Source organism: Cupriavidus sp. 05L310, assembly GCF_056398185.1.
Genome location: NZ_JBFTOX010000012.1, coordinates 21591 through 42169, shown reverse-complemented (window position 1 = coordinate 42169; position 20579 = coordinate 21591). Strand labels below are relative to the sequence as shown.

Below are 20579 nucleotides of genomic sequence, written 5' to 3'. Positions count from 1 at the left end.
TCAGTTCTCCTTGCCCGGCGCCACGGAGGCGCGCACGGCCTGATGGTGGCGGCGCGTCCACGCTTGCAGCAGGTTGATCAGCAGCAACAGGGCAAAGGAGATCACCAGCATCACCACCGCCACCGCGGTGGCGCCCGCGTAGTCGTATTGTTCCAGCTTGGAATAAATCATCAGCGGCGCGATCTCGGAGATCATCGGCATGTTGCCGGAGATAAACACCACCGAACCGTACTCGCCTGTGGCCCGTGCGAACGACAGCGCAAACCCGGTCAGCAGCGCCGGCAGGATGGTCGGCAGGATCACGCGGAGAAACGTCTGCAGACGGGTGGCGCCCAGGCTGGCGGCGGCCTCCTCCAGCTCCTGCTCGGCATCCTCCAGCACCGGCTGCACCGTGCGCACCACAAAGGGCAGCCCGATGAATGTCAACGCCACCACCACGCCCAGCGGCGTGAAGGCGACCTTGACGCCCAGCGGCTCCAGGTAGCGGCCGAGCCAGCCATTGCCGGCATACAGCGCGGTCAGCGCGATACCGGCCACCGCGGTGGGCAAGGCGAACGGCAGGTCCACCAGTGCGTCAACCAGGCGCTTGCCGGGAAAGCGGTAGCGCACCAGCACCCAGGCCACCACCAGTCCGAACACGGTATTCACGATGGCGGCGATCAGCGAGGCGCCAAAGCTGAGCTGCAGGGAAGCGACGACCCGCGGCGCGCTGATTGCGCTCCAGAAGGCCTCCCAGCTCATCGTAAAGGTCTTGAGGAAGGTGGCCGACAGCGGGATCAGAACGATCAGCGTCAGGTAGAACAGCGTGAACCCCAGCGAGAGGCCAAAGCCCGGCAGCACGGTAAAGCGCTGCTTGCTTGGCCTGGCGGGCGCGCGCTTGCGCGCCTGCGGGGCATCCGGCCTCGCCGGGGGCGGAGTGTCCGCCAGGGAAATCGAGGGTGGCATGTTGTCTCGTCTGTGCCGTCAGTGTCGCATTCACCACCCGGAGAAGGATTCAGGCGAAGGCTCGGGCCAGGAATCCGGGAAACGGGGGGGCTTCTTTATGACGCCGGCGCATAACGCACCGGCCTACGAGACAAATTCTGCAGATCCCGCCTTATAAACAGAACGAATCTTTACGTATGTTCTTAGGCGTTTTAGATATAAGGGAACGTCGACGACACCTCGACACCCGTTTCCCAAGGCTCCGAGCGGTCGTCAGACGGTCCGGCGCTGCCGTCTGCTTCAATGCGCTGTATCAATGTGGCAAGCAAGCCCAGCCCTTCGGGCCACTGGTCCAGCCCGGAATCGGCATTGATGTGGCCTGCCAGGCCCGCGTCGTGCAGTTCGCTCCCCCAAAGCGTGCCCCAGCTGAAGGCAGTGCGCTGCTGCATCCAGGGATCGTTGCGGCTGGCGATGAGGATGGTGGGAAACGGCAGCCGGCGGGCCGGCAGCAATGCCGCCACGCCGAACTTGTCGGGGTCGGCCGGCGCCACCAGGAGGGCGCCCGCAATGCCCTCGGCGTCCAGCGCCGCCTGGCGCAAGGTGGCCAGGCAGCCGAAGCTGTGCGCCACCAGGATGGCCCCGCGCGATGCCACGCGCTGCGCCCGCATCACGCTTTCCGAGACGCGCTCGGCCCACAGCGGCAGGCTGGGGCGCGACCAGTCGTGCTGCTCCACGCGCTGCCAGTCCGGAAAGCGCTGTTCCCAGCGGCTCTGCCAGTGGCCCGGCCCGCTGCCGTGCAAGCCCGGCACCGTCAGGATCTGCAATCCCTTGGGCACCTTCAGCCGCACGTCGGCGGCGCGCCCGCCGGCGCCCGCCTGCCCGCCGCGCTGGTGCGGCGCGGCAGGCCTCTTCGTCTGCGTCATATCGGCTCCTTGCTGAACGCCATCGGGACGCGGCCGGATCCGTTCCGGGCCGCCCCGCCCTCGAATTCCTCATTGCCCGCGTCACCGCCGCCAGGCCCCGCTTGCGGCACGCGCAGGTCGCGCGCGCTCACGGCCGCGCCGGTGAAACTGCCCTGCCCCAGCACGATGCCGGCCGCCTGCAGCCGCTCGGCGTTCTCGGCATTCTCCAGCCGGCGCCCGATCAGGGTCACGCCGGCGCTGTCCGCGCTGGCCTGCAACCCGGCAAGCTGCCGGTCGGTCCAGTTGCGGCGCATGTCCAGCTTGAGCCATTCGGGCAAGGCATGCGCCATCAGCGCACCCGCCTCGGCGGGGTCAGATGCCTGCAGGCTGACGGCAAAGCCGTTGCGGCGATAGTTGCCCACCACATGCAGCAGCAGCGGCAGATCGTCGTTGGCGCTGGCCGGTACCTGGATCACGAACCGTTCGAGCGGCAGTCCCAGCGATTGCAGCGCGCGCCGGAAGGCCGAGCCATGATCGTCGGCCACCGCCGCCAGCAGCCGGTTATGCACATTGAGCACCAGCTTGCGCTCGCCATCGGCGGCGAAATAATTGATGGCGTGCACCAGCCGCGAGAGGCGGTCCAGCGACACCAGCGAGGCATCGTCCGCCGCCATCGCGAACAGCTTCCACGCCGCCAGGCCGACACCGTCGCCGGCATAGGTGCGCAGCGTGCCCTCGTGCGCCACCACGTCGTGGCTGGACAAGGTAATGAGCGGCTCGAAGGCACTGGTCAGCGAACAGTTGTAGAACTGGCCCTGCACCTGCCCACGCTCGTCTCGCCAAAGCTGACGATCGCTCTCGGGCCGGCGAGGCAGCCCTTCCAGGTAATGGGTGAGTGCCGCCAGTCCCGCGCCTGTTTCGTTCGCGCTTGCCATTGCCATTTCCTTTGCGTTGCGCTTGCGCCTCGGGCGAGGCTTCAAAGCTTGGCCAGGGACACCTCGGTAGCCTTCACCAGGGCAACGACTTCGCTGCCGATGGTGAGACCGAGATCCTTGACCGAGCGGGTGGTGATGACCGAGGTGACGATGCCGGCCGGCGTCTCGACGTCGACCTCCGAGACCACCGGGCCTTCGATGATGGCGGCTACCTTGCCGCGGAACTGGTTGCGTACGTTGATCGCCTGAATGCTCATGATAGAAGTTCCTTTGCGTGAGTGAAAATGAAGATTGCGTAAAACTTTGATTCAGCGCCTTGCGTGGTGAACCGCGATGAGTGACGTTGCACGCTCAAACTTGCCGCGGCTACGCCGCGGGTTGCACCGGGTTCATGCAATTGCGCCGGCATGACTGTTGCCTCAAACTTGTTTGCAACCTGGTTTGCAGTCTTGCCTTCTGCGTGATCCGCCTGCCTGCACTCGCTGATCCGGCCACTGGCTAGATCGCCCAGCGCACCGAATCGGCCGTGCGCGCAACCGACCAGTCCACCGCGGGCGCCAGTGCCTGGCCATACCCGACGGCGTCGGCCGCCACTGCCTCGTCGCGTTGCATGACCCGCCGCAGCACCGCATCCTCCAGTTGCGCGAAAGCGGCCGAGCCTCGCTGGCGCGGTCGTGGCAACGCCACGCGCTGGTCCAGCGCAATGCGCCCGTCTTCGATCAGCACCACGCGGTCGGCCAGCGCTACCGCCTCGGAAACATCGTGCGTAACCAGCAGCGCCGTAAAGCCCAGGCGTTGCCACAGCGACTCGATCAGCCCCTGCATCTCGATGCGCGTCAGCGCGTCGAGCGCGCCCAGCGGTTCGTCCAGCAACAACAGCCGCGGGTGATGCACCAGCGCGCGCGCCAGAGCGACGCGCTGGCGCTGCCCGCCCGACAGGCGCGCCGGCCATTCGCCCGCGCGCTCGGCCAGGCCGACCTGGCCCAGCACCCTGGCGGCATCGGCCAGCCTTGAGCGAGGCAGGCCCAGCGCCACGTTGTCCAGCACCTTCTTCCACGGCAGCAAGCGTGCGTCCTGGAACATCACACGGACCGCCTCGCGCTGCTTGCGGCCCGGGCCATCGTCAAGCGTCACGGCGCCGCCGTCGCTGTCTTCCAGGCCCGCCACCAGCCGCAGCAAGGTGCTCTTGCCGCAGCCGCTGCGGCCCACGATGGCGAGGAACTCGCCGGGGGCGGCCTGCAGGTCGATGCCGTGCAGCACCTCGCGCCCGCCGTAGCGCTTCACTACCTGCTGCACGCGCAGCGACAGTCCGTTGCCGGCTTTGCTCGCTGGCACGTCCGCCAGCGCAGCCTGTTCGATCGGGTTGCTTTGCATTTCGTGTTCTCCTTGGGCCGCGGGCTCAGTGCGCCTGGTAGCCGGGGTGCCAGCGCAGCCAGAAACGTTCCAGCCCGCGCGACAGCAAGTCAGCCAGCTTGCCCAGCAGCGCGTAGAGCAGGATGCCCACCAGCACCACATCGGTCTGCAGGAACTCGCGCGCATTCATGGTCATGTAGCCGATGCCCGACTGGGCCGATATGGTCTCGGCGACGATCAGGATCACCCACATCAGGCCGAGCGAGAAACGCACGCCGACCAGGATGTTGGGCAAGGCCCCCGGCAGGATCACCTCGCGGTAAAGGCGCCAGCCCGACAGGCCGTAGCTCTTCGCCATCTCGATCAGGCCCGGGTCGACCGAACGGATGCCGTGGTAGGTGTTCAGGTAGATCGGGAAGAACACGCCCAGCGCGACCAGGAACAGCTTGGCTGTCTCGTCGATGCCGAACCACAGGATCACCAGTGGAATCAGGGCCAGCGTGGGAATGTTGCGCACCATCTGCAAGGTGCTGTCGAGCAGCGTCGCGGCCGGCCGGAACGTGCCGGTGAGCAGCCCCAGCAACAGCCCGAAGCCGCCACCGATGGTGAAACCAAGCACGGCGCGCCAGCTGCTGACCCACACATGGCGCCACAGCTCGCCCGTGATGGCCAGGCCCCAGGCAGCCTTCACCACATCGAAGGGCGCGGGCAGGATGCGATTGGACAGCCAGCCGTACTGTGAAGCCAGCTGCCACACCACGATCAGCAGCACTGGCACAGCCCAGGGCGCGGCCGGGCCAAGCACCTTGTTCAGCCAGTCGGCGCGGCGCGGCGGGAGCGTGAGGGGAGCGGACATGTCGGCCTCCTTCAGCGCTGCGCCGCGCGCGGCACGATGCCGGTCGCCATGACTTCCCCGAAGGGCCCCGACAACACCTTGCCCGGCAGCTTGTCGCGCACGGAACGCGGCAGCAGCGGGAACACCAGTTCGGCGAAGCGGTAGGCTTCCTCCAGGTGCGGGTAGCCGGACAGCACGAACGTATCGATGCCCAACTCCGCATACTCCTGCATGCGCGCCGCCACGGTGTGCGGATCTCCCACCAGCGCGGTGCCCGCGCCGCTTCGCACCAGGCCCACGCCGGCCCACAGGTTCGGGCTGATCTCCAGCTCCGCGCGGCTGCGCTCGCCGCCGCCGGCATGCAGCGCGGCCATGCGGCGCTGGCCTTCGGAATCCATCCTGGCGAACACGGCCTGCGCGCGCGCCACGGTATCGTCGTCGAGCTTGCTGATCAGCTTGCCGGCGGCGGCCCAGGCTTCGTCGTCGGTCTCGCGCACGATCACGTGCAGGCGGATGCCGAACCTGACCGAGCGCCCATGGCGCGCGGCGCGCTGGCGCACGTCGGCGATTTTCTTCGCCACCTCGGCGGGCGGTTCACCCCACGTCAGGTAGGTGTCCACCTGCTCGCCGGCCAGCTCATGCGCGGCATCCGAGGAGCCGCCGAAATACACCGGTGGATGCGGCCGTTGCAGCGGCGGGAACAGGACTTTGGCGCCCTTGACCCTGAGGTGCCTGCCTTCGTAGTCGAGTTCGGCGCTTTCATGGCTGGCGGCCAGCACCTCGCGCCAGATGCGGATGAACTCGGCCGAGGCTTCGTAGCGTTCGGCGTGGTTCAGGAACAGGCCGTCGCCCTCCAGTTCCGACGCGTCGCCACCGGTCACCAGGTTCACCAGCAAGCGGCCACCCGAGAGACGGTCGAAGGTCGCCGCCATGCGCGCGGCCAGCGTGGGCGCCATCAGGCCGGGGCGCACAGCCACCAGGAAGCGCAGGCGGCGGGTGACCGCGGCCAGCGTGGAGGCCACCACCCAGGGGTCCTCGCAGGAGCGCCCGGTGGGAATCAGCACACCTTCGTAGCCCAGCGTATCGGCGGCGGTGGCGATCTGCTTCAGGTAATCGAGATTGACCTCTCGCGCCCCTTCCGAGGTGCCGAGGTAGCGGCTGTCGCCGTGCGTTGGGATAAACCAGAAAACTTGCATGCCTTTGCCTCTTCAGCTTGTCTTGTTGATTTCGTCCATTCGGTATGACGGCATCGCGGGGTTCCGCGCAGGCACGGTGCCAGCCGTCGCGGCGTGCATGGCCGCCGCCCTGCCCCACTTCGCCGTGCCCAGGCCGAGCGCGAGCAAGGCGGCGCCCAATCCGCCAGTGAGCAAGGCCGCGATCAGCACGTGGCGCAGTCGAGCGCGGCGCACGGCGTGGCCCTGCTTGCCAGCCGCGTTCAACGCTGTGCCTGCCAGGCGGCATCCGCCGCATCGACCGGCTCCTCCGCCTGCGCGCGGCCGGGCAGCAGCGCATAGGCCAGACCCGTGGCTGCAACCAGCGCTGCCAGGACCAGGCGGCGCTTCAGGTTGCCGGTGCCCGCAACGCGCTGGCGTCGCGCGCCGTTGCCGGCTGGCGTTCCCTGAATATCGCGTTCGTCGGGATGCTTGAAAACTGCCGAGTTCATATCGATGTCCCTGTGCAAGATGCAAACGCGATCACGCCGGCAGCGTGCGGGTGCACGCTCCCCCGCCGGCCTGCAAGGAAGACGGCGCAGCAATCACGGATAAGGCTGGTTCTCCCCGGGCGGCGCTCGCGCCCCCGCATCAACTCAGGCGGAACATCGCTCGGCCGGCACAGGGCGCTGCGCGGCACGACCGAAGGTGCCAGGCAGTACGTCCGGCGGCAGCAGGTCCAGGGGCGTCTTGAGCAGGCCGCCATAGGCAGCCTTGTAGACCGGGGTGGCAAGGGTCACCACCTGGGCCTCGCCCACCGCGCGGATGGTGGCAGCGATATCGGGATCGTCCACCCTGGCCGCCAGCAGCGCCGCGGGCGGAAGCTCGCGCAGCGCCAGGTGACTGGTGCGTTCGCCGGCGACTTCGAGCCCGCTGCGCAGATGCGCCAGCAGGTGCCCGGAACGCGACGGGGCGGACGGACTGCCGGACAGGGTCAGGATGGACATCGGGCTTCCTTCTCAACTGAATGGCGCGGCGGACGCAGTTCGCGCCCGCCCATGCCGCTGATTACTTCTTGCCGGGCTGGTAGACCTGGTCGAACGAACCACCATCGGCGAAGTGCGCTTTCTGCGCCTTCTGCCAGCCGCCGAAGGCCTCGTCGATGGTGAACAGCTTGACCTTCGGGAAATTGGCCGCGTACTTGGCCGCAATCTTTTCCGAAATCGGTCGGTAGTAATTCTTCGCCGCGATTTCCTGGCCCTCGTCGGTGTACAGGAACTGCAGGTAGGCCTCGGCCACCTTGCGCGTGCCCTTCTTGTCCACCACCTTGTCGACCACCGCCACCGGCGGCTCGGCCAGGATCGAGATCGACGGCGCGACGATGTCGAACTTGTCCGGACCCAGTTCCTTGATTGCCAGGATCGCCTCGTTCTCCCAGGCAATCAGCACGTCGCCCAGGCCGCGCTCGACAAAGGTCGTGGTGGCGCCGCGGGCGCCGGAGTCCAGCACCGGCACGTTCTTCAGCAACTGGCCAACAAACTCCCTGGCCTTCTGCTCGTTGCCGCCCGGCTGGCGCAGCGCGTAGCCCCAGGCAGCCAGGTAGTTCCAGCGCGCGCCACCCGAGGTCTTCGGGTTCGGCGTGATCACCTGCACACCCGGCTTGACCAGGTCGTTCCAGTCCTTGATGCCCTTGGGGTTGCCCTTGCGCACCAGGAACACGATGGTCGAGGTATAGGGCGAGGCATTGTGCGGCAGGCGCTTCTGCCAGTCCGCCTTGAGCAGACCCTTCTCGGCAATGGCGTCGATGTCATAGCCCAGCGCCAGCGTGACCACATCCGCGTCCAGCCCGTCGATCACCGAACGCGCCTGCTTGCCCGAGCCGCCGTGCGACTGGCGGATGGTCAGCGCGTCGCCACCCTTGGCCTTCCAGGCCTTGGCGAAGGCGGCATTCACATCCACGTACAACTCCCGCGTCGGGTCGTACGAAACATTCAACAGGTTGGTGTTGGCCCAGGCGGTCTGGGTGGAACCGATCACGGCCAGTGCCGCCAATCCGATGGCCAGCTTGCGAATCATCTGTCTTGCTCCCGTCTTGTCGTCGTGAATTGGCGGCTGCGCGCCTCGTTTCATGGCCCTCCTTGTGTGGGAAGGCTGGTGTCAGGGAAGAAGACTACCGAGGGGGCTATGTGAAAGGAACGAATGGTTTCGCCGATCCTTGCACGTTTTCCGCATAAGATTCGGCGGAAATATGGACAAGCCGCAGGGAGTACCGTCGAAACCGTCAGTCTTCGACAACGAGAGGCTGCGGGGATGCCCGCGTGCTACAGGTTGTGCCGAAGGTTGGCTGCAGAAATGCAAATGAGTACAATTCGTATTTGAGAATCATCCGTTGGCGTGAAGACAGATCACCCCACGGTATGGCAACCAAGGAGCTTTCCGCGGGAAGGCCTTGGCATGGCGGAATGCCGTGGCTGCCATCCACGCGACCCCGCCGTTGTAGAGGAAGGGAAGCCGGTCTTGTCGGTGCGCTTGAAGTGGCTTTCGCTGCGGGTGTTGGTTGCGGCTTCTACCCTGAGGTCGTTCTTCGCCACGATGACGGTGCGCGCATCGGACACCACATTGCTGCCAGTGACCGTGACGTTTTGCCCCTGCACCGCCACGCTATTGCCGCTGAAGGTGATGGCCACCGCGTTGGTTTCTTCCAGGCTGTCGCGGCTGGTCCTGGTGCTGGAGCCGAGCAGGCCGCGGGATATGTGCTTGCGCCCTTCGCTCCAGTTGCTGCCGGCTTCACCGGCAACAATATTGACATCGCCCTGGGCCACGGCCATCAGCGCGCCTTGCTCGCTGGTGACGGTGGCGGCGCGGGCATTGAGATCGCCGCACTTCATCTTGACGCCTTCAAGAAAATGGAAATTGCCTTCCAGACTTGTGGCGGCAGGGCCTCAGACAACGCAAACGGTGTGTGGGCACCAGAACGACCGAGTTCCATATGTTGCAGAACAGTTTCCCCCCGCCGTTAGTCCGCGCTGGGTATTATTCTCAAGCTCGGCACTATTGAACCTTGCAGGCTGGATATGTGTGCCGTATCGAGCCTTCACAAGAACCGGTATAGCGATAGCCTTTTTTAAGCATACATTGCTGTATCTCCATATATTTCGCACCAGCTGCATCTCGCATCTCTTGAGCGTCAACTCCAGACTTTGGGCTACTGTATCCTCCATCCCGCATCCCCCCACATTCCACCCAGTCCAGATTTCTGTCTTCCACACCTCCAACCTTTTTTTCCCAATAATCACTGAGAGGCGTGATATTCATTCCCGCAGATGGATTTCCATTCATCCAAAACCCTCCTATCCCACACCCAAATAATAAGAGAGGGAGAAAAACAACTATAAAAAATTTAATCTTCATCAAAAACCATCAAAACATACAAAATGGATAAAAATATTTTATTTAAGGAGGTAAAGTTAATCTGGCAGCTCTTAAATTCCCGACTTTAGAAGAAGAGAAATAGCCTGCCAGACTTCGGGGGGCAATGCCTCGGCCATTGCGAAAGGCCCGGAAATAGGAATTGCCGCGATACTCCATGCCTCATGCCCGACTTTTACCGCAAGTGAGCGCTCTCGCTTCGCATTGCCTTCCTCGTCGTAGAGCCCCCCCAACTTTCCACCAATCATGTCATGAGTGCCGGCAAAGGATTCGATCAATCTATCTTGCCAACTACCAGTCCCGTAAGGCACACCGAATAAAGTGCCTCTTACACCCTGTATCCCACCGGTAAGGCCGCCCATTTCTTTACCTTTCTCTGTCCCCAAAAATTCAGCCAAACTCATCCCGACAGCCCCGTTATCAAACTGAACCTGTTTTTTGTCATCAAGATCCAGACTTCCATCGGTTTTCTTTAGACACCGCTCATTAGTTTTTCCGCATAGCTTTTCCAAATCAATTCGTGTGCCACCAAGTTTTACACCGTCCCCATTGGACCCCACACTTTCGCCAGATATATTATTGATAGTAGTTTGACCATCTGTTACTCCCGCAAACTTCGCAGAATCTTCAATCATCAATTCACGCATTTTACTGGCGGCAGCTGACAGAGTTTCCTTGGTAACCGCCGATGTGCCAGAGCCAGTGACAGCGCCAATTAGTACGTTCATCACGCGCTCTTGCAACTTAAGATCCTTCAGTTCAGCTTCGACAACCGCCTTCTCCTCCGTAGTCTTCACTTGCTTCAAGCGTGCTTGCAGTTCGGCACGTTCGGTTTTCACGTAGCTATCCACTGCCGTGTATGCTTGCTGCGAAAATGCTGCCGCGATCTCCGCCTGGGCCTGCACTTGCGCGACCAGCTTGCCGGCATCCCAGTCCTTGACAAGACCATTCGCGCTATCGCCAATGAGGATGTCTCGATTAATACTGGCAACCGTTTCTTCGACGGTCTTGCCTGTCATTGCCTTATGCTCAGTCTCGTTTCGAGCCTCGATAGCACCACCACTGATACCACTACGAGTGACGCTGCTGTCGCTGCCACTGATCCTGCTGTACCCGGGGGCCCCGGCACCGACGCTGTTGCCGAAGTTCTGCAGCGACCAGTCGCTGCCCTTGCCTGCGACATTAGTGGCTTTGGAGCTTTCCGATTGCTTGTCGGTCTCTTTTCCATCCGCCTTCTTGTCATCGCCGCTCACGCTGAAGCCACCCGATAGGCTCACACCAGTGGCCTTGTGCTTGCTGCGATTTTCGATATCGCTAACGGTCAAGGTGCCGGTGCTCACGCGGTTGAGACCATCCTTCACGGCCTGGTCTGTACTGGCGATGGCGGCCCCCTTGAGGTCGGTGTTGCCCTTGACCTTGACATCGAAACCGCCGTCGCCGGCCTGGATGCCGCTTTGCCCCCGGACGCTGGCGAAATCGCCGTCGACCTTGCTGTTGGAATAGCTGGCGCTGGCGGCAAAACCAACACCTACGGTGACGCTCCCACCAAGGCTTTGATCCTTGCTTTTAAAGGTACTGGTGTCTTGCAGGCTCTCGATATTGAGGTTGCCGCCGACATCGGCCACCACCTGTTTACCACTGGCCACCGCGCCGCGCAGGGTGGTGTCGCCGCCCGATTCCAGGGTCAGGCGTTCGCCCGCGTTGACATGGGCGTTGCTCCAGGTGACGTCCTTGCCTTCGCCCTTGCCTTTGGAGCCGCTGGCATTGGCTGTGACACCGAAGCCGACGCCATTGGAACCAACCGAGATGGCCACGCCGACGCCACCACTGGCGCTGCTGCTCTTGCGGTCGGTTTCGTTGGTGTTTTGAGCGGCCAGCAGGGTGAGGTCGCCGTCGGCCTTGAGGTGAGCGTTGCCACCGGCGCGGATGCGGCTGCCCTGGACAGTGAGGTCGGAATCCTGGCCGGCGCCAGTGGCACTGATACGCACGTCGCCGCCGGCAGCCACGGTGGAGCCGACGGCGGTGTCGCGGGTGCTGGTGGACTTGCTGTCGCTCTTGCTGCCGCCCACGGTGATTGAGATATTGAGGCCACCGGCCGCCTTGGGGTCGGCCTTGATGGTGTCGAGCGTATTCTTGGCCGTCAGCACGGTGGTTGCGGCGGCCAGTGCCTTCATCCGTGGATCCTCAGTCTTGCCAGCCGCACTCTTCATCTGCTCGGCAGCCTGCAAGGCCGAGATCACCGGTGCGGTCACCGCCACGGTCAGGCCGGACTGGCGGAATTTACTCTCCTCCGTGCTGCGCCCGCTTTCGCGAGTCTCGACGATATCCACCTTCCTGGCGTGGATATCGATATCCCCTTTGGGCGCCAGTACGTGGCTGCCGGTCTGCTGGTAGTGGTTGCCCGCGACCAGGGTAACGCTACCGCCGGTGGCGCCCACGGTGGAGGCCGCGGCGCTGGTGCTCATATCCTTCTTGCCTACGCTCTGCATCTGACTGCCGAGGGTGATTGCGACCCCGCCGTTGTAGAGGAAGCCGGTCTTGTCGGTGCGCTTGAAGTGGCTTTCGCTGCGGGTGTTGGTTGCGGCTTCTACCCTGAGGTCGTTCTTCGCCACGATGACGGTGCGCGCATCGGACACCACATTGCTGCCAGTGACCGTGACGTTCTGCCCCTGCACCGCCACGGTGTTGCCGCTGAAGGTGCTGGCTACGGCGTTGGTTTCCTCCACGCTGTTACGGCTGGTTTTGGTGGTGGAGCCGAACAGGCCGCTGCTCTTGTGCTTGCGGCCTTCGCTCCAGGTGCTTCCGGCCTCGCCGGCGACGATGTTGACGTCGCCTTGTGCCACGGCCACCAAAGCGCCTTTGTCGCTGGTGACGTTGGCGGCGCGGGCGTTGAGATCGCCGACGGCCTGCAGGCGAACGTCGCCTTCGGTTCGCACGGTGGTGCCAACATCCTGCCCATGGCCCTGTTTGAGGTAGTTGCTGGTGTTGCGGACGTTGTTTTCCTGCTCGGCGACCTGGACGGTGCCGAGGTTGAGGTCGCGCCCGGCGACGATGGCGGTCTTGCCGTCCTTGCCGGCATTGATGATTTGCGCGGCCATCAGGTTGGCGTCGCGCCCGGCCATGGCCACCAGGGTGCCGCCGGGGTTGCTGACGTACAGGCCGGCGGCGCGGTCGATGTGGGTGCGGCTGAAGTCGCTCAGGCCCGCCCGCTTGGCGTCGCTGTGGATGGTGGTGACCACATTGAGGTCGCGTCCGGCTGTCGCGGACAGCGCCTTGCCCGCATCCAGCGTACCGCCGATATTGTCCAGATCGTTGCGGGCCTTCAGGGCCACCGCGTCGCCTGTGATGCGGCCACCGAGGTTGCGCAGGTTCTCGCCGGTGAGCTTGACGGCGGTGCGCCCGGCGATGGTGCCGGAGTTGACCAGGTCGCCCTTCAACTCGAGGTCAATGCTGTCGGCGGCGATCAGCGTGCCATTGCCGTTGAGGTCGCCGGGCTTGACGCGCACGTAGACCTGCGGCACCAGGGCACGGCTGCGCGTGCCGTCGGCCAGGGTGACATCTTGCTCCACCAGCCAGACCATGTCGCTGGTGAGCTGGGCCATCTGCTCGGCGCTCAGCGCCACGCCGGGGCGCAGGCTCCAGGCCTTGGCATAGGTGCCGCCGGCTTCCAGCAGCGCGCGGTACTGCGCTTCGTCGCTGCCGTAGCCCTGGAGGAAGCGCCGGCCGGTGAACTGGCCGATCTGGTCGCGCACCAGGCCCTGTTCGTAGAAGCCGTCGCCCAGGCGCTTGTGCATGGCGGCCGGGTCGTAGCCCAACTGCGACAGCAGGTAGTCGGAGCTGAGCCAGTTGCGGTAGTTGGCAAAGCGCGGGTCGGTTTCGATCAGGTAGCTGCCGCTGTCCGGCTGGACGCGGAACAGGCTGTTGGTGGGGACCTGGGTGTCGACGCCCACGGTACGGATCACGGCGGGGTCGTTGCCACTGGCGGCACCGACGCTGCTGCTCGTGCTGGCGCCCGGGCCGTCCGCGGATGCCGCGTCTTGTCCCTGGAGGGTGCCAGGGCCGCTGACGCTTCCCACCGCGGCCGCCACTTCGATGATCTCGCGCGAGCTGGCGCCGCCGGAGGTACCGCTGCCACCGGCGATGGTGCCACCCACGCCGCCGGTGTTGCGCCCGCCGACGCTGTAGCCACTGCCGTTGCTGGCGGTGTGTTGCTGGGCCTTGGACACGTTCAGGGGGATGGTCTGGATCGTGTCGGCGGGGGTGTAGGCGATCCTGCCGTCCCACTTGCGCTCGTGATACCACTTGAAGCCGCCGCGCCAGCGGCTGTAGGTGTACTGGCTGGTGCCTTGCTCGCGCTGGATGTGCTCGCCGAACACCTGTTCGTTCTTCAGGTTGTGCAAGTCGCCCTGCAAGGCGCCGCCGGCGAAGATGTGGCTTCTATCATTGGTCAGTTCGTCGCCGCGCAGCGTCATGTTGCCGCCGGAGCGCATCAGCGCCGGCGCGCTTTGGGTGACCTGGGTTTCGTACTCGGTGCGGGTGATGTCGTACTGGGTCCAGGCCTTCACTTCGGCGCCGGTCTGCTTGTTGCGGTAGAGGCCCGCTTTGCTCCAACGCTCCCAGGCGAAATCGCCAATATCGTGTTTGTTCGGGTCACCGTTGGGCTGCAGGTACATGCCCTTGGTCGGCCCGCCAACCTGCACCACCTCGGCGCCGAAGTGCAGGTTGCCGTTGCGCAGGCGGCTGGCGTCGATGGTGAGGCCGCCGAGGGATTCGATGGTGGCGCTGTCGTTGAGCAGCAGGCCAGCGCGGCCGGTGGCATGCCCTTCGGCATCGAGCGCCCCGCCGATATTCATGGCGTCGCTGCCACCACCGGCGCTGAAGATCAGCGCCTGTTCGCGGTTGTTGACAACGCCGGCGCCGATGTCGAGGCGCTGGCGCGCGGCGATGGCGGCGGCCTTGGTCTGGCCGTTGGCGTGCTCCTCGCGGTTTAGCACGCTCCCCGCCTGGATGCCGACATGGTCGCCGTAGATGCGCCCGGTGCCGACGTTATCGAGGGTGCCGGCTTCGATGTGGGTCCGGCCGCCGTCGATCAGGCCGCGGTTGCCCAGTGTGCCGCCGGCCGCCACCAGGGTGCGCCCGCCGCTGATCTGGCCGCTGGCGGTGTTGTCCACATGGCTGCCGCGGACTTCCAGGTCGCCGGCCTGCAAGGTGCTGCGGTTGGTCAGGCGGCCAGCGGTACTGATGAGCGCGCGACCGTTGGCGGTGATTTCGCCGCTATTGTCGAAGGCCTGCTGCAAGGCAACGGTCAGGTCGCCCTTGGAAAGCACCCTGCCATCGCCGGCCATCCCCCCGGCCTCGATGGACTGGCGGGTGCCGGACAGCAGCGTGCCGGCACTGTTGACGATGCGGTTGGCGGTCACGGCGATGCTGCCCGCCGAAGAGACGCTGCCGCCGGTGTTGTCCAGGGTGTTACCCACGCCGGCGCCGGTAATGCCGATGTGACGGTCGGCGGCGATGGTGCCGGCGGTGTTGTCGATGCGGTTGCCGGCCAGGGCCACGGTGCCGCCCTGCAAACCCAGCGGCGCTTGGGGATCGGCGCTTTGGGTGTCGCGATTGAGGATGGTGTCGGCGTTCACGCCCAGATCGTCGCCGGCCGCCATCAGGCCGTTGTGGTTGTCGGCGGTACCGGTCAGCGTCACGGTCAGTTTTTTGCTGGCCTGGACCTTGCCGCCCTGGTTCTGCAGCGCGCTGCCGTCCAGGCACACGCCAGCGTTGCCGCTGAACTGGCCACCGTTGCGGTTGTCGAGGGTACCGACTTGTGCGGCCAGATCTCCCTGGCTGTGGAGCACGCCGGCACGATTGTCCAGGTCGCCGCCGCTCAAGCCGAGGGCGCCGGCCGATTGCAGCAGGCCTGCGGTGTTGTCGAATGCGCCGCTGCGGATGTCGAGCCTGCCCGCCGTGCTGGCGAGGGTGCCGTGGGCGTTGTCCAGCGCCGCCTGGCGGGTGTCGATGCGCAAATTGGCGCCAAGGACGGTGCCGGCAGCGTTGCCGAGCCCGGTGCTGTCCAGCGCCAGGCCACCGGCGGCCTGAAGCGTGCCACCGGCGTTATCGGTACGGCCACGGGAGTCCACGGTCACCCCGCCTTTGGTGGAGGCGACGAGGCCGCCATCGCGGTTGTCCAGGCTGCCGGTGGTCAGGCCCAGGTCGCCATGGCTGACGAGCTTGCCGGCGCGGTTGTCCAGCCCTTCGCTGGCACTGACGGTCAGGGTGCCACGGGCGTTGAGGGTACCACCGCGATTGTCGAGGGAACCTGCCGTGACCTGGCCCGCGCCGCCGCTGACAATGACGCCGCCGTCGCGGTTGTCGAGCCGGCCGTCGACCCGGACGTCCAGTCCGGCTTCTCCGGCCGCTTGCAGCGTGCCCCCCTGGTTGTGCAGCGTTCCAGCCTGGATGGCGGTGTCCCCCGCCGCTGCCAGGGTGCCGCCCGTGTTATCCAGCGTTTCGGCCACGGCAAGGCGGGTATCGGCAGCGCCGGCTGCCTGGATATTGCCGTCGCGGTTGCCCAGGGATTTCGCATTCAGGTCGAGGGCGCCGTTACCGGCGATGGTGCCGCCATGATTGTCCAGCGCCCCGCGCACCTTCACGTCGAGTGCGTCGGTGCCGCTGGCGCTCAGGCTGCCTGCGGCGCTGGTCAGCTTGCCGGTGTCAATGTCGATCTTGCGGGCCAGGGTGGTGCCGCCGAACAGGTCAGTGGTCTCGCCGGTAAGGGTGAGAGCGCCATTGCTGGCGAGCGTTCCGCCGGCACCGTTGAGTGTGCCGGCAGCGATATCCAGGCGACCGTTGCCGGCGTGTTGCACGGTACCGTCCGCGTTGCCGAACGTGCTGGCGCGGATGCTCAGGTCGCCATTGGTTGCAATCGTGCCTTGGCTGTTGTCGAGCGAGCCGGCCACGTGGAGCCGGTTGCCGTGCTCGCCACTGGCGACGATCTTGCCGCCGCGGTTGTCGAACGACTCGGCAGTGAGGTCGATCCGGGCCGCGCTCAGGCTGGCGTTGCGGTGGTCAGCGCTGCCGAGCTTGAAGGCCGCCGCGCCCGCCGTGGCGATCTGGCCGTCTTTGCCGTTGAGCGTGTCAACCTGCATCTTCAGGGCAGCATCGCCGGCGTGGTTGAGCTTGCCACTCTGGTTGATGAGCTGGCGGGACGACAGACTCAATTGCGACGCATTGCTCGCCAGGGTGCCATCGCTGTTGTCGAGCGTATCGGCCACCTGCAGATGGGTGGCATCCGTGCCGCTGTGCAGGAAAGCCCCCGCGCGGTTGGAGAGGTTGTCGGCCGTGAAGGTCAGCGCGCCGCCCAGTTGCAGGCGGCCATCGTCGTTGCTCACCTGGCCAGCGCGGATGCTGGCGGCGTCCGAGACATGCAGTTCGCCGCTGCGGTTGGCCAGGTCTCCCCCGCTGGCGCTGAGCTGGCGCACGCCCAGATGGCCGCCGTCGTTGTTCAGGCCGCCACTGGCGGCAAGGTCGATCGCGCCGCCGGCGAAGATGCGGCCGCCGTCGTTGTCGAGGGTCTTGGCAATATTGAGCGCACCGTCGGCCAGGCGGGCCGGAGGGTGCGGCGCGGGCGCGGTGCCAGCATCGACCTCCACAATGCCTCCGGTGCTTGTGCTGCCGCCTTCGCTACCGCTTCCCGGGACGCCTCCGTTACCCGAGCTGCCTGGGCCACCACCGCTGCTGGCTTCGACCAGGCCAATGCGCCCGCCATGGCGGTTGGAGGCGACCGTTACGCGCAAGGCCAGGTTCTGTACGCCGGTCTGCTCGATCGCGCCGTCACGATTGGCGAGCGATTGCGCATTGACCTCTACGCGCCGGCCGTTGAGGGTGCCGCCACGGTTGTCCACATCCTGCGGGGTGTTCACCACCAACTCGCGCCCGGCGCTGAGGGTGCCGGCATTGGCGACGCCGCCGCTGGCGTTCACCCGGGTATCGGTCCGCGCCTGCATGGCACCGCTATTCTCCAGGCGGCCATCGGCGGTCACGACCAGTTCGCCCGCCTGGGTGCCCAGGTTCCCGGCGTTGCGAACCCCGACGCCATGTTCCGTGCCCAATAAAACGATCTTCTGGCTATACATGCCGCCCAGGCTGCTCACGTCCACGGCGAAGGCCGGAGCCTTGCCGCCAGCGGCCTTGGCCGCCACCCGGGTGTGATCGGCGCTGACATCGTTGACGCCCGTCGTGACTTGCAGTTGGCTGGCCCAGATGCCGGCGTTGACCTCCATCGAGCGAGCGATCACGTCGGTGTAATCGGCACCGCTGGCGTCCAGGCCCTTGCCCTGGACCCGGAGGGCGCCGCCTTCGACACGATAGCCCTCCAGAGAGCCGCCGTTGACGACCGGCGTACCGGTGGTCAGGGTCAGCCGGTTGGCATTGATGAAGCCGCAGCCGTCGCAGGAAATCCCGGCCGGGTTGGCGATGACCAGTTGCGCCCGGCTACCGGCGATTTCGACGTAGCCGTTAAGCCGGCTGGGGTTGCTGGAATTGACTTCGTTGAGAATGACCTTGGCCGTCCCCTTGCCCAGCCATGGGTTGCCCTGCACCCAGCCGCCCAACTGCGTTTGTGTGTTCCCGCGGGAGTTGTTGAGGATCGCCCCCTGCTGGCCCACGTCAAATTGCTGGTAGGTGTTACGCGAAACACCGGCTGCACTTGGGGTCTGGATGTTGACCAAGGGAGTGCCATTCGGTGCTAGCAGCACGGTCGGACGCTGGTTGCCCGGCGCGCTGGGATCGGCCACCACCTGCGCAAGCGCCGTGCCGCCCAGGACGACGTGCCCCATGATGACCCACACGGCGAAATTCAATGGCCGCACCATCACGACGCAAGGTCTGCTGGCCGCTATGCCCCGCCCCCCGCCACCGCTGCTGTGGCCTCGGGCGATTTCGGCGACGACCTGGAGCATGCCGCGGGCACGGTTGAAAATGATGCGGTAGAGGTTCTTGTTCATGCGGCCATTCCCATTTATGCAGATACGAATGCGGGCGCACTCGCCCCAAGGAGATCAGTAAGACCAGCCCATGCTGAAGCCGGCGATGACAGAGTCGGTCCGGAACCCTTGGGGCTTGTACAGCGGCGTGCCTAAGAAGACGTCCCAGTAGCCGCCATGCATGCCGCCGCGCAAGCCGATGGCCGAACCCGCGAGGGTGCGGCCCGGTTGCCAGCGGGTGGCGGGACCGCCGACACGCCCCACATCGACGGCGACGTACACTTCCTGCCCGGCGCCCAGGGCCAGCCCCAGGTCGTTGCGCCATAGCCATCCGCGCTCGCCCATGAGCGTGAGTTCGCCGTCGAAGCCGCGCACGGTATAGCGCCCGCCGATGGCGAAACGGTCCTGCGGCACCAGCGGCGTGCGGTTCCATTGCGCCCGCCAGTTGGCGGTGTAGCGCAGGGATTGGTTGGCGATCCGGAATGGCACGGCGAACTGGGCGTCGGCGGTGATGACCTGCATGCGCGAAGTGCCTTCACCGAAGTCTTCCTCCGGCGCCGCCATCGCCCCGAAGGCGCCAGTGCCGCGCCGGTAGGCAAGCGTGGCATCGAGAATGGACGTGCCAAGGTACTCCCGATGCGTCAGCCCCAGCTCCCAGCCGCCGGTGCGGCGGCGCTGCACTTCGATCTCGGTGTCGTCGATGTAGTTGCCGGATTGGCGCAGCCAGCCGCGGACGTAGGCGCCGGTCTTGCGCGTCGCATCGCGATACAACAGGCGCGACAAGCGGACTTCGGCGTTTTCGCTGGTGCCGCGGTAGACATAGTTCTGCGAGTAGCCGGCCACGGTCTGGCGGTATTTGTAGCCACCGGCGGTGGCGCCCAGTTGCCAGTAGCCGAGCGGGACGCTGTAATGGACGGTGTAGCCCTGCGTGCCCTTGCCGCCGGGGCTGAACACGTCGTGGTTGAAGTTGGCGTAGAAGAGATCGTTCAGCATCAAGGTATCGTCCAGCGAGACCGTGGCGCTCGCCTGGTACTTGCCCGTCGCCCGGCTGCCGGAATCGTCCAGCGCGACGTTCAGCCGCATGGGCCGGCGCTGAGACCAGGCGATGACCAGGTCGCTTTCGCCAGGCCGTGCGTCCTCACCTTCCGCCGGCACGATCTGGATGTCGGCCTCCACGGTGGGGACGCGCTTGAAGTTCTCCAGCGCCTGTTCGATATCGCGCAGGTTGAGCAGATCGCCACGGCGGATCGGTACGGCGTTCCAGGCGGTGGCACGCGAGGAGGTATCCGCGGCGAAGCGGACCGCCCGTACCCGCCCCGGGACCACCGAGAGCGTCAGAACGCCGCTGCTCAGGTCCTGCGGGGCCGCCAGCACACGCGTGGTCACAAAGCCACGCGCGACGATGGCATTCTGGATGCGCTTCATCACCACGTTGATGCCTGCGGTGCCCAGGCAACGGCCGGTAGCGGGATCGGTGGCAGGGTCAGCCGCCTTCAGCGCCCACAGGAATTTGCCGGCATCCTCGCCAGTCAGCTGGATCTCGTGGATCGTGAAGCAGGGACTTTCTTCCCTCGGCAACTGATCGGGCGCCGCCAGGGCCGGCATCTGCATGCGCACATCCGGCGTGGTTTCCTGCTGCTCGCGCAAGACGCGTTCGCGCTCCTGCTGGCGCAGTAATTCCTGCGCCGGGCTTCCGGGTGCCTGCCCCTGCGAGGCGATCGGAAACACCAGCAGGCCGCAAGCCAGGCACCACGAGCGCATTACCGATGACCAGTACCTCCGTTGCTCCATGTTTGTTCTTCCCTGTATTGGCCCATGCCCCCTGCTGGCGGGCATCCAGTACCGCCTATGGCAGGCCAGAGAAGTTGCACTTGTCCGCTCACGCGACTGAGAGTGACTTGCAACCAAACCTAGAGTGTTCGCGCTGCGAAGTGCGGCGTGCTTAGGAAATTTCTTGAAATTGGGGAGATTCTTCCCAACCTTGCGCGGTTCTTTCGCACGGCTGCAGACCGCGCCTGCGGCTCCGCGTCAGCACCGCATGGGGTGATTCCGTGTCACAGGATCTGCTGGCCTGG

At 65.5% G+C, this 20579-nt stretch carries 14 protein-coding genes and 1 pseudogene; all 15 read right to left on the bottom strand.

Features of this window, described 5'->3' with window-relative positions; all coding sequences use genetic code 11:
* Positions 1-945: a sulfate ABC transporter permease subunit CysT gene (cysT, locus tag AC1DS6_RS10970; protein WP_035865018.1), complete on the bottom strand. Its 945-nt coding sequence runs from the start codon at positions 943-945 to the stop codon at positions 1-3.
* Positions 946-1136: 191 nt separating this feature from the next.
* A complete protein-coding gene (locus AC1DS6_RS10965; RefSeq protein WP_441634633.1) occupies positions 1137-1847 on the bottom strand; it encodes an RBBP9/YdeN family alpha/beta hydrolase in 711 nt (236 codons plus the stop codon).
* Positions 1844-2761, bottom strand: coding sequence for an EAL domain-containing protein (locus AC1DS6_RS10960; protein ID WP_441634631.1), 918 nt, complete (start codon positions 2759-2761; stop codon positions 1844-1846). The genes AC1DS6_RS10965 and AC1DS6_RS10960 overlap by 4 nt, the downstream gene beginning before the upstream one ends.
* A gap of 41 nt (positions 2762-2802) precedes the next feature.
* Positions 2803-3018 carry a TOBE domain-containing protein gene (locus AC1DS6_RS10955; RefSeq protein WP_006161487.1) on the bottom strand — a complete coding sequence of 72 codons (216 nt, stop codon included), beginning with the start codon at positions 3016-3018 and terminating at the stop codon, positions 2803-2805.
* 241 nt (positions 3019-3259) lie between these two features.
* The gene (locus AC1DS6_RS10950; protein ID WP_477102490.1) at positions 3260-4135 is read right to left on the bottom strand and encodes an ATP-binding cassette domain-containing protein; all 876 of its coding nucleotides are present in this window, start codon (positions 4133-4135) and stop codon (positions 3260-3262) included.
* Between the two features lie 25 nt (positions 4136-4160).
* The gene (gene ssuC, locus AC1DS6_RS10945) at positions 4161-4970 is read right to left on the bottom strand and encodes an aliphatic sulfonate ABC transporter permease SsuC (protein ID WP_276290180.1); all 810 of its coding nucleotides are present in this window, start codon (positions 4968-4970) and stop codon (positions 4161-4163) included.
* 11 nt (positions 4971-4981) lie between these two features.
* Entirely contained in the window at positions 4982-6145 is a 1164-nt protein-coding gene (ssuD, locus tag AC1DS6_RS10940) for an FMNH2-dependent alkanesulfonate monooxygenase (protein WP_441633767.1), read from the bottom strand.
* A 12-nt stretch (positions 6146-6157) separates the two neighbouring features.
* Positions 6158-6358, bottom strand: a complete 201-nt coding sequence (locus AC1DS6_RS10935) for a hypothetical protein (RefSeq protein WP_441633769.1) — start codon at positions 6356-6358, stop codon at positions 6158-6160.
* A 26-nt stretch (positions 6359-6384) separates the two neighbouring features.
* Positions 6385-6612 carry a hypothetical protein gene (locus AC1DS6_RS10930; protein ID WP_441633770.1) on the bottom strand — a complete coding sequence of 76 codons (228 nt, stop codon included), beginning with the start codon at positions 6610-6612 and terminating at the stop codon, positions 6385-6387.
* Between the two features lie 216 nt (positions 6613-6828).
* Positions 6829-7107 (bottom strand): annotated as a pseudogene (locus AC1DS6_RS10925) (NAD(P)H-dependent oxidoreductase); the annotation flags it as partial.
* Positions 7108-7168: 61 nt separating this feature from the next.
* Positions 7169-8176 (bottom strand): sulfate ABC transporter substrate-binding protein, encoded by a 1008-nt coding sequence (locus tag AC1DS6_RS10920; RefSeq protein WP_441633772.1) that lies wholly within the window; start codon positions 8174-8176, stop codon positions 7169-7171.
* Positions 8177-8505: 329 nt separating this feature from the next.
* Entirely contained in the window at positions 8506-8988 is a 483-nt protein-coding gene (locus AC1DS6_RS10915) for a hypothetical protein (protein ID WP_441633774.1), read from the bottom strand.
* Between the two features lie 163 nt (positions 8989-9151).
* Positions 9152-9439, bottom strand: coding sequence for a hypothetical protein (locus tag AC1DS6_RS10910; protein ID WP_441633776.1), 288 nt, complete (start codon positions 9437-9439; stop codon positions 9152-9154).
* Between the two features lie 143 nt (positions 9440-9582).
* Positions 9583-18525 carry a hemagglutinin repeat-containing protein gene (locus tag AC1DS6_RS10905; RefSeq protein ID WP_477102489.1) on the bottom strand — a complete coding sequence of 2981 codons (8943 nt, stop codon included), beginning with the start codon at positions 18523-18525 and terminating at the stop codon, positions 9583-9585.
* A gap of 54 nt (positions 18526-18579) precedes the next feature.
* Positions 18580-20295, bottom strand: coding sequence for a ShlB/FhaC/HecB family hemolysin secretion/activation protein (locus AC1DS6_RS10900; RefSeq protein ID WP_477102488.1), 1716 nt, complete (start codon positions 20293-20295; stop codon positions 18580-18582).
* Between the last annotated feature and the right edge of the window lie 284 nt (positions 20296-20579).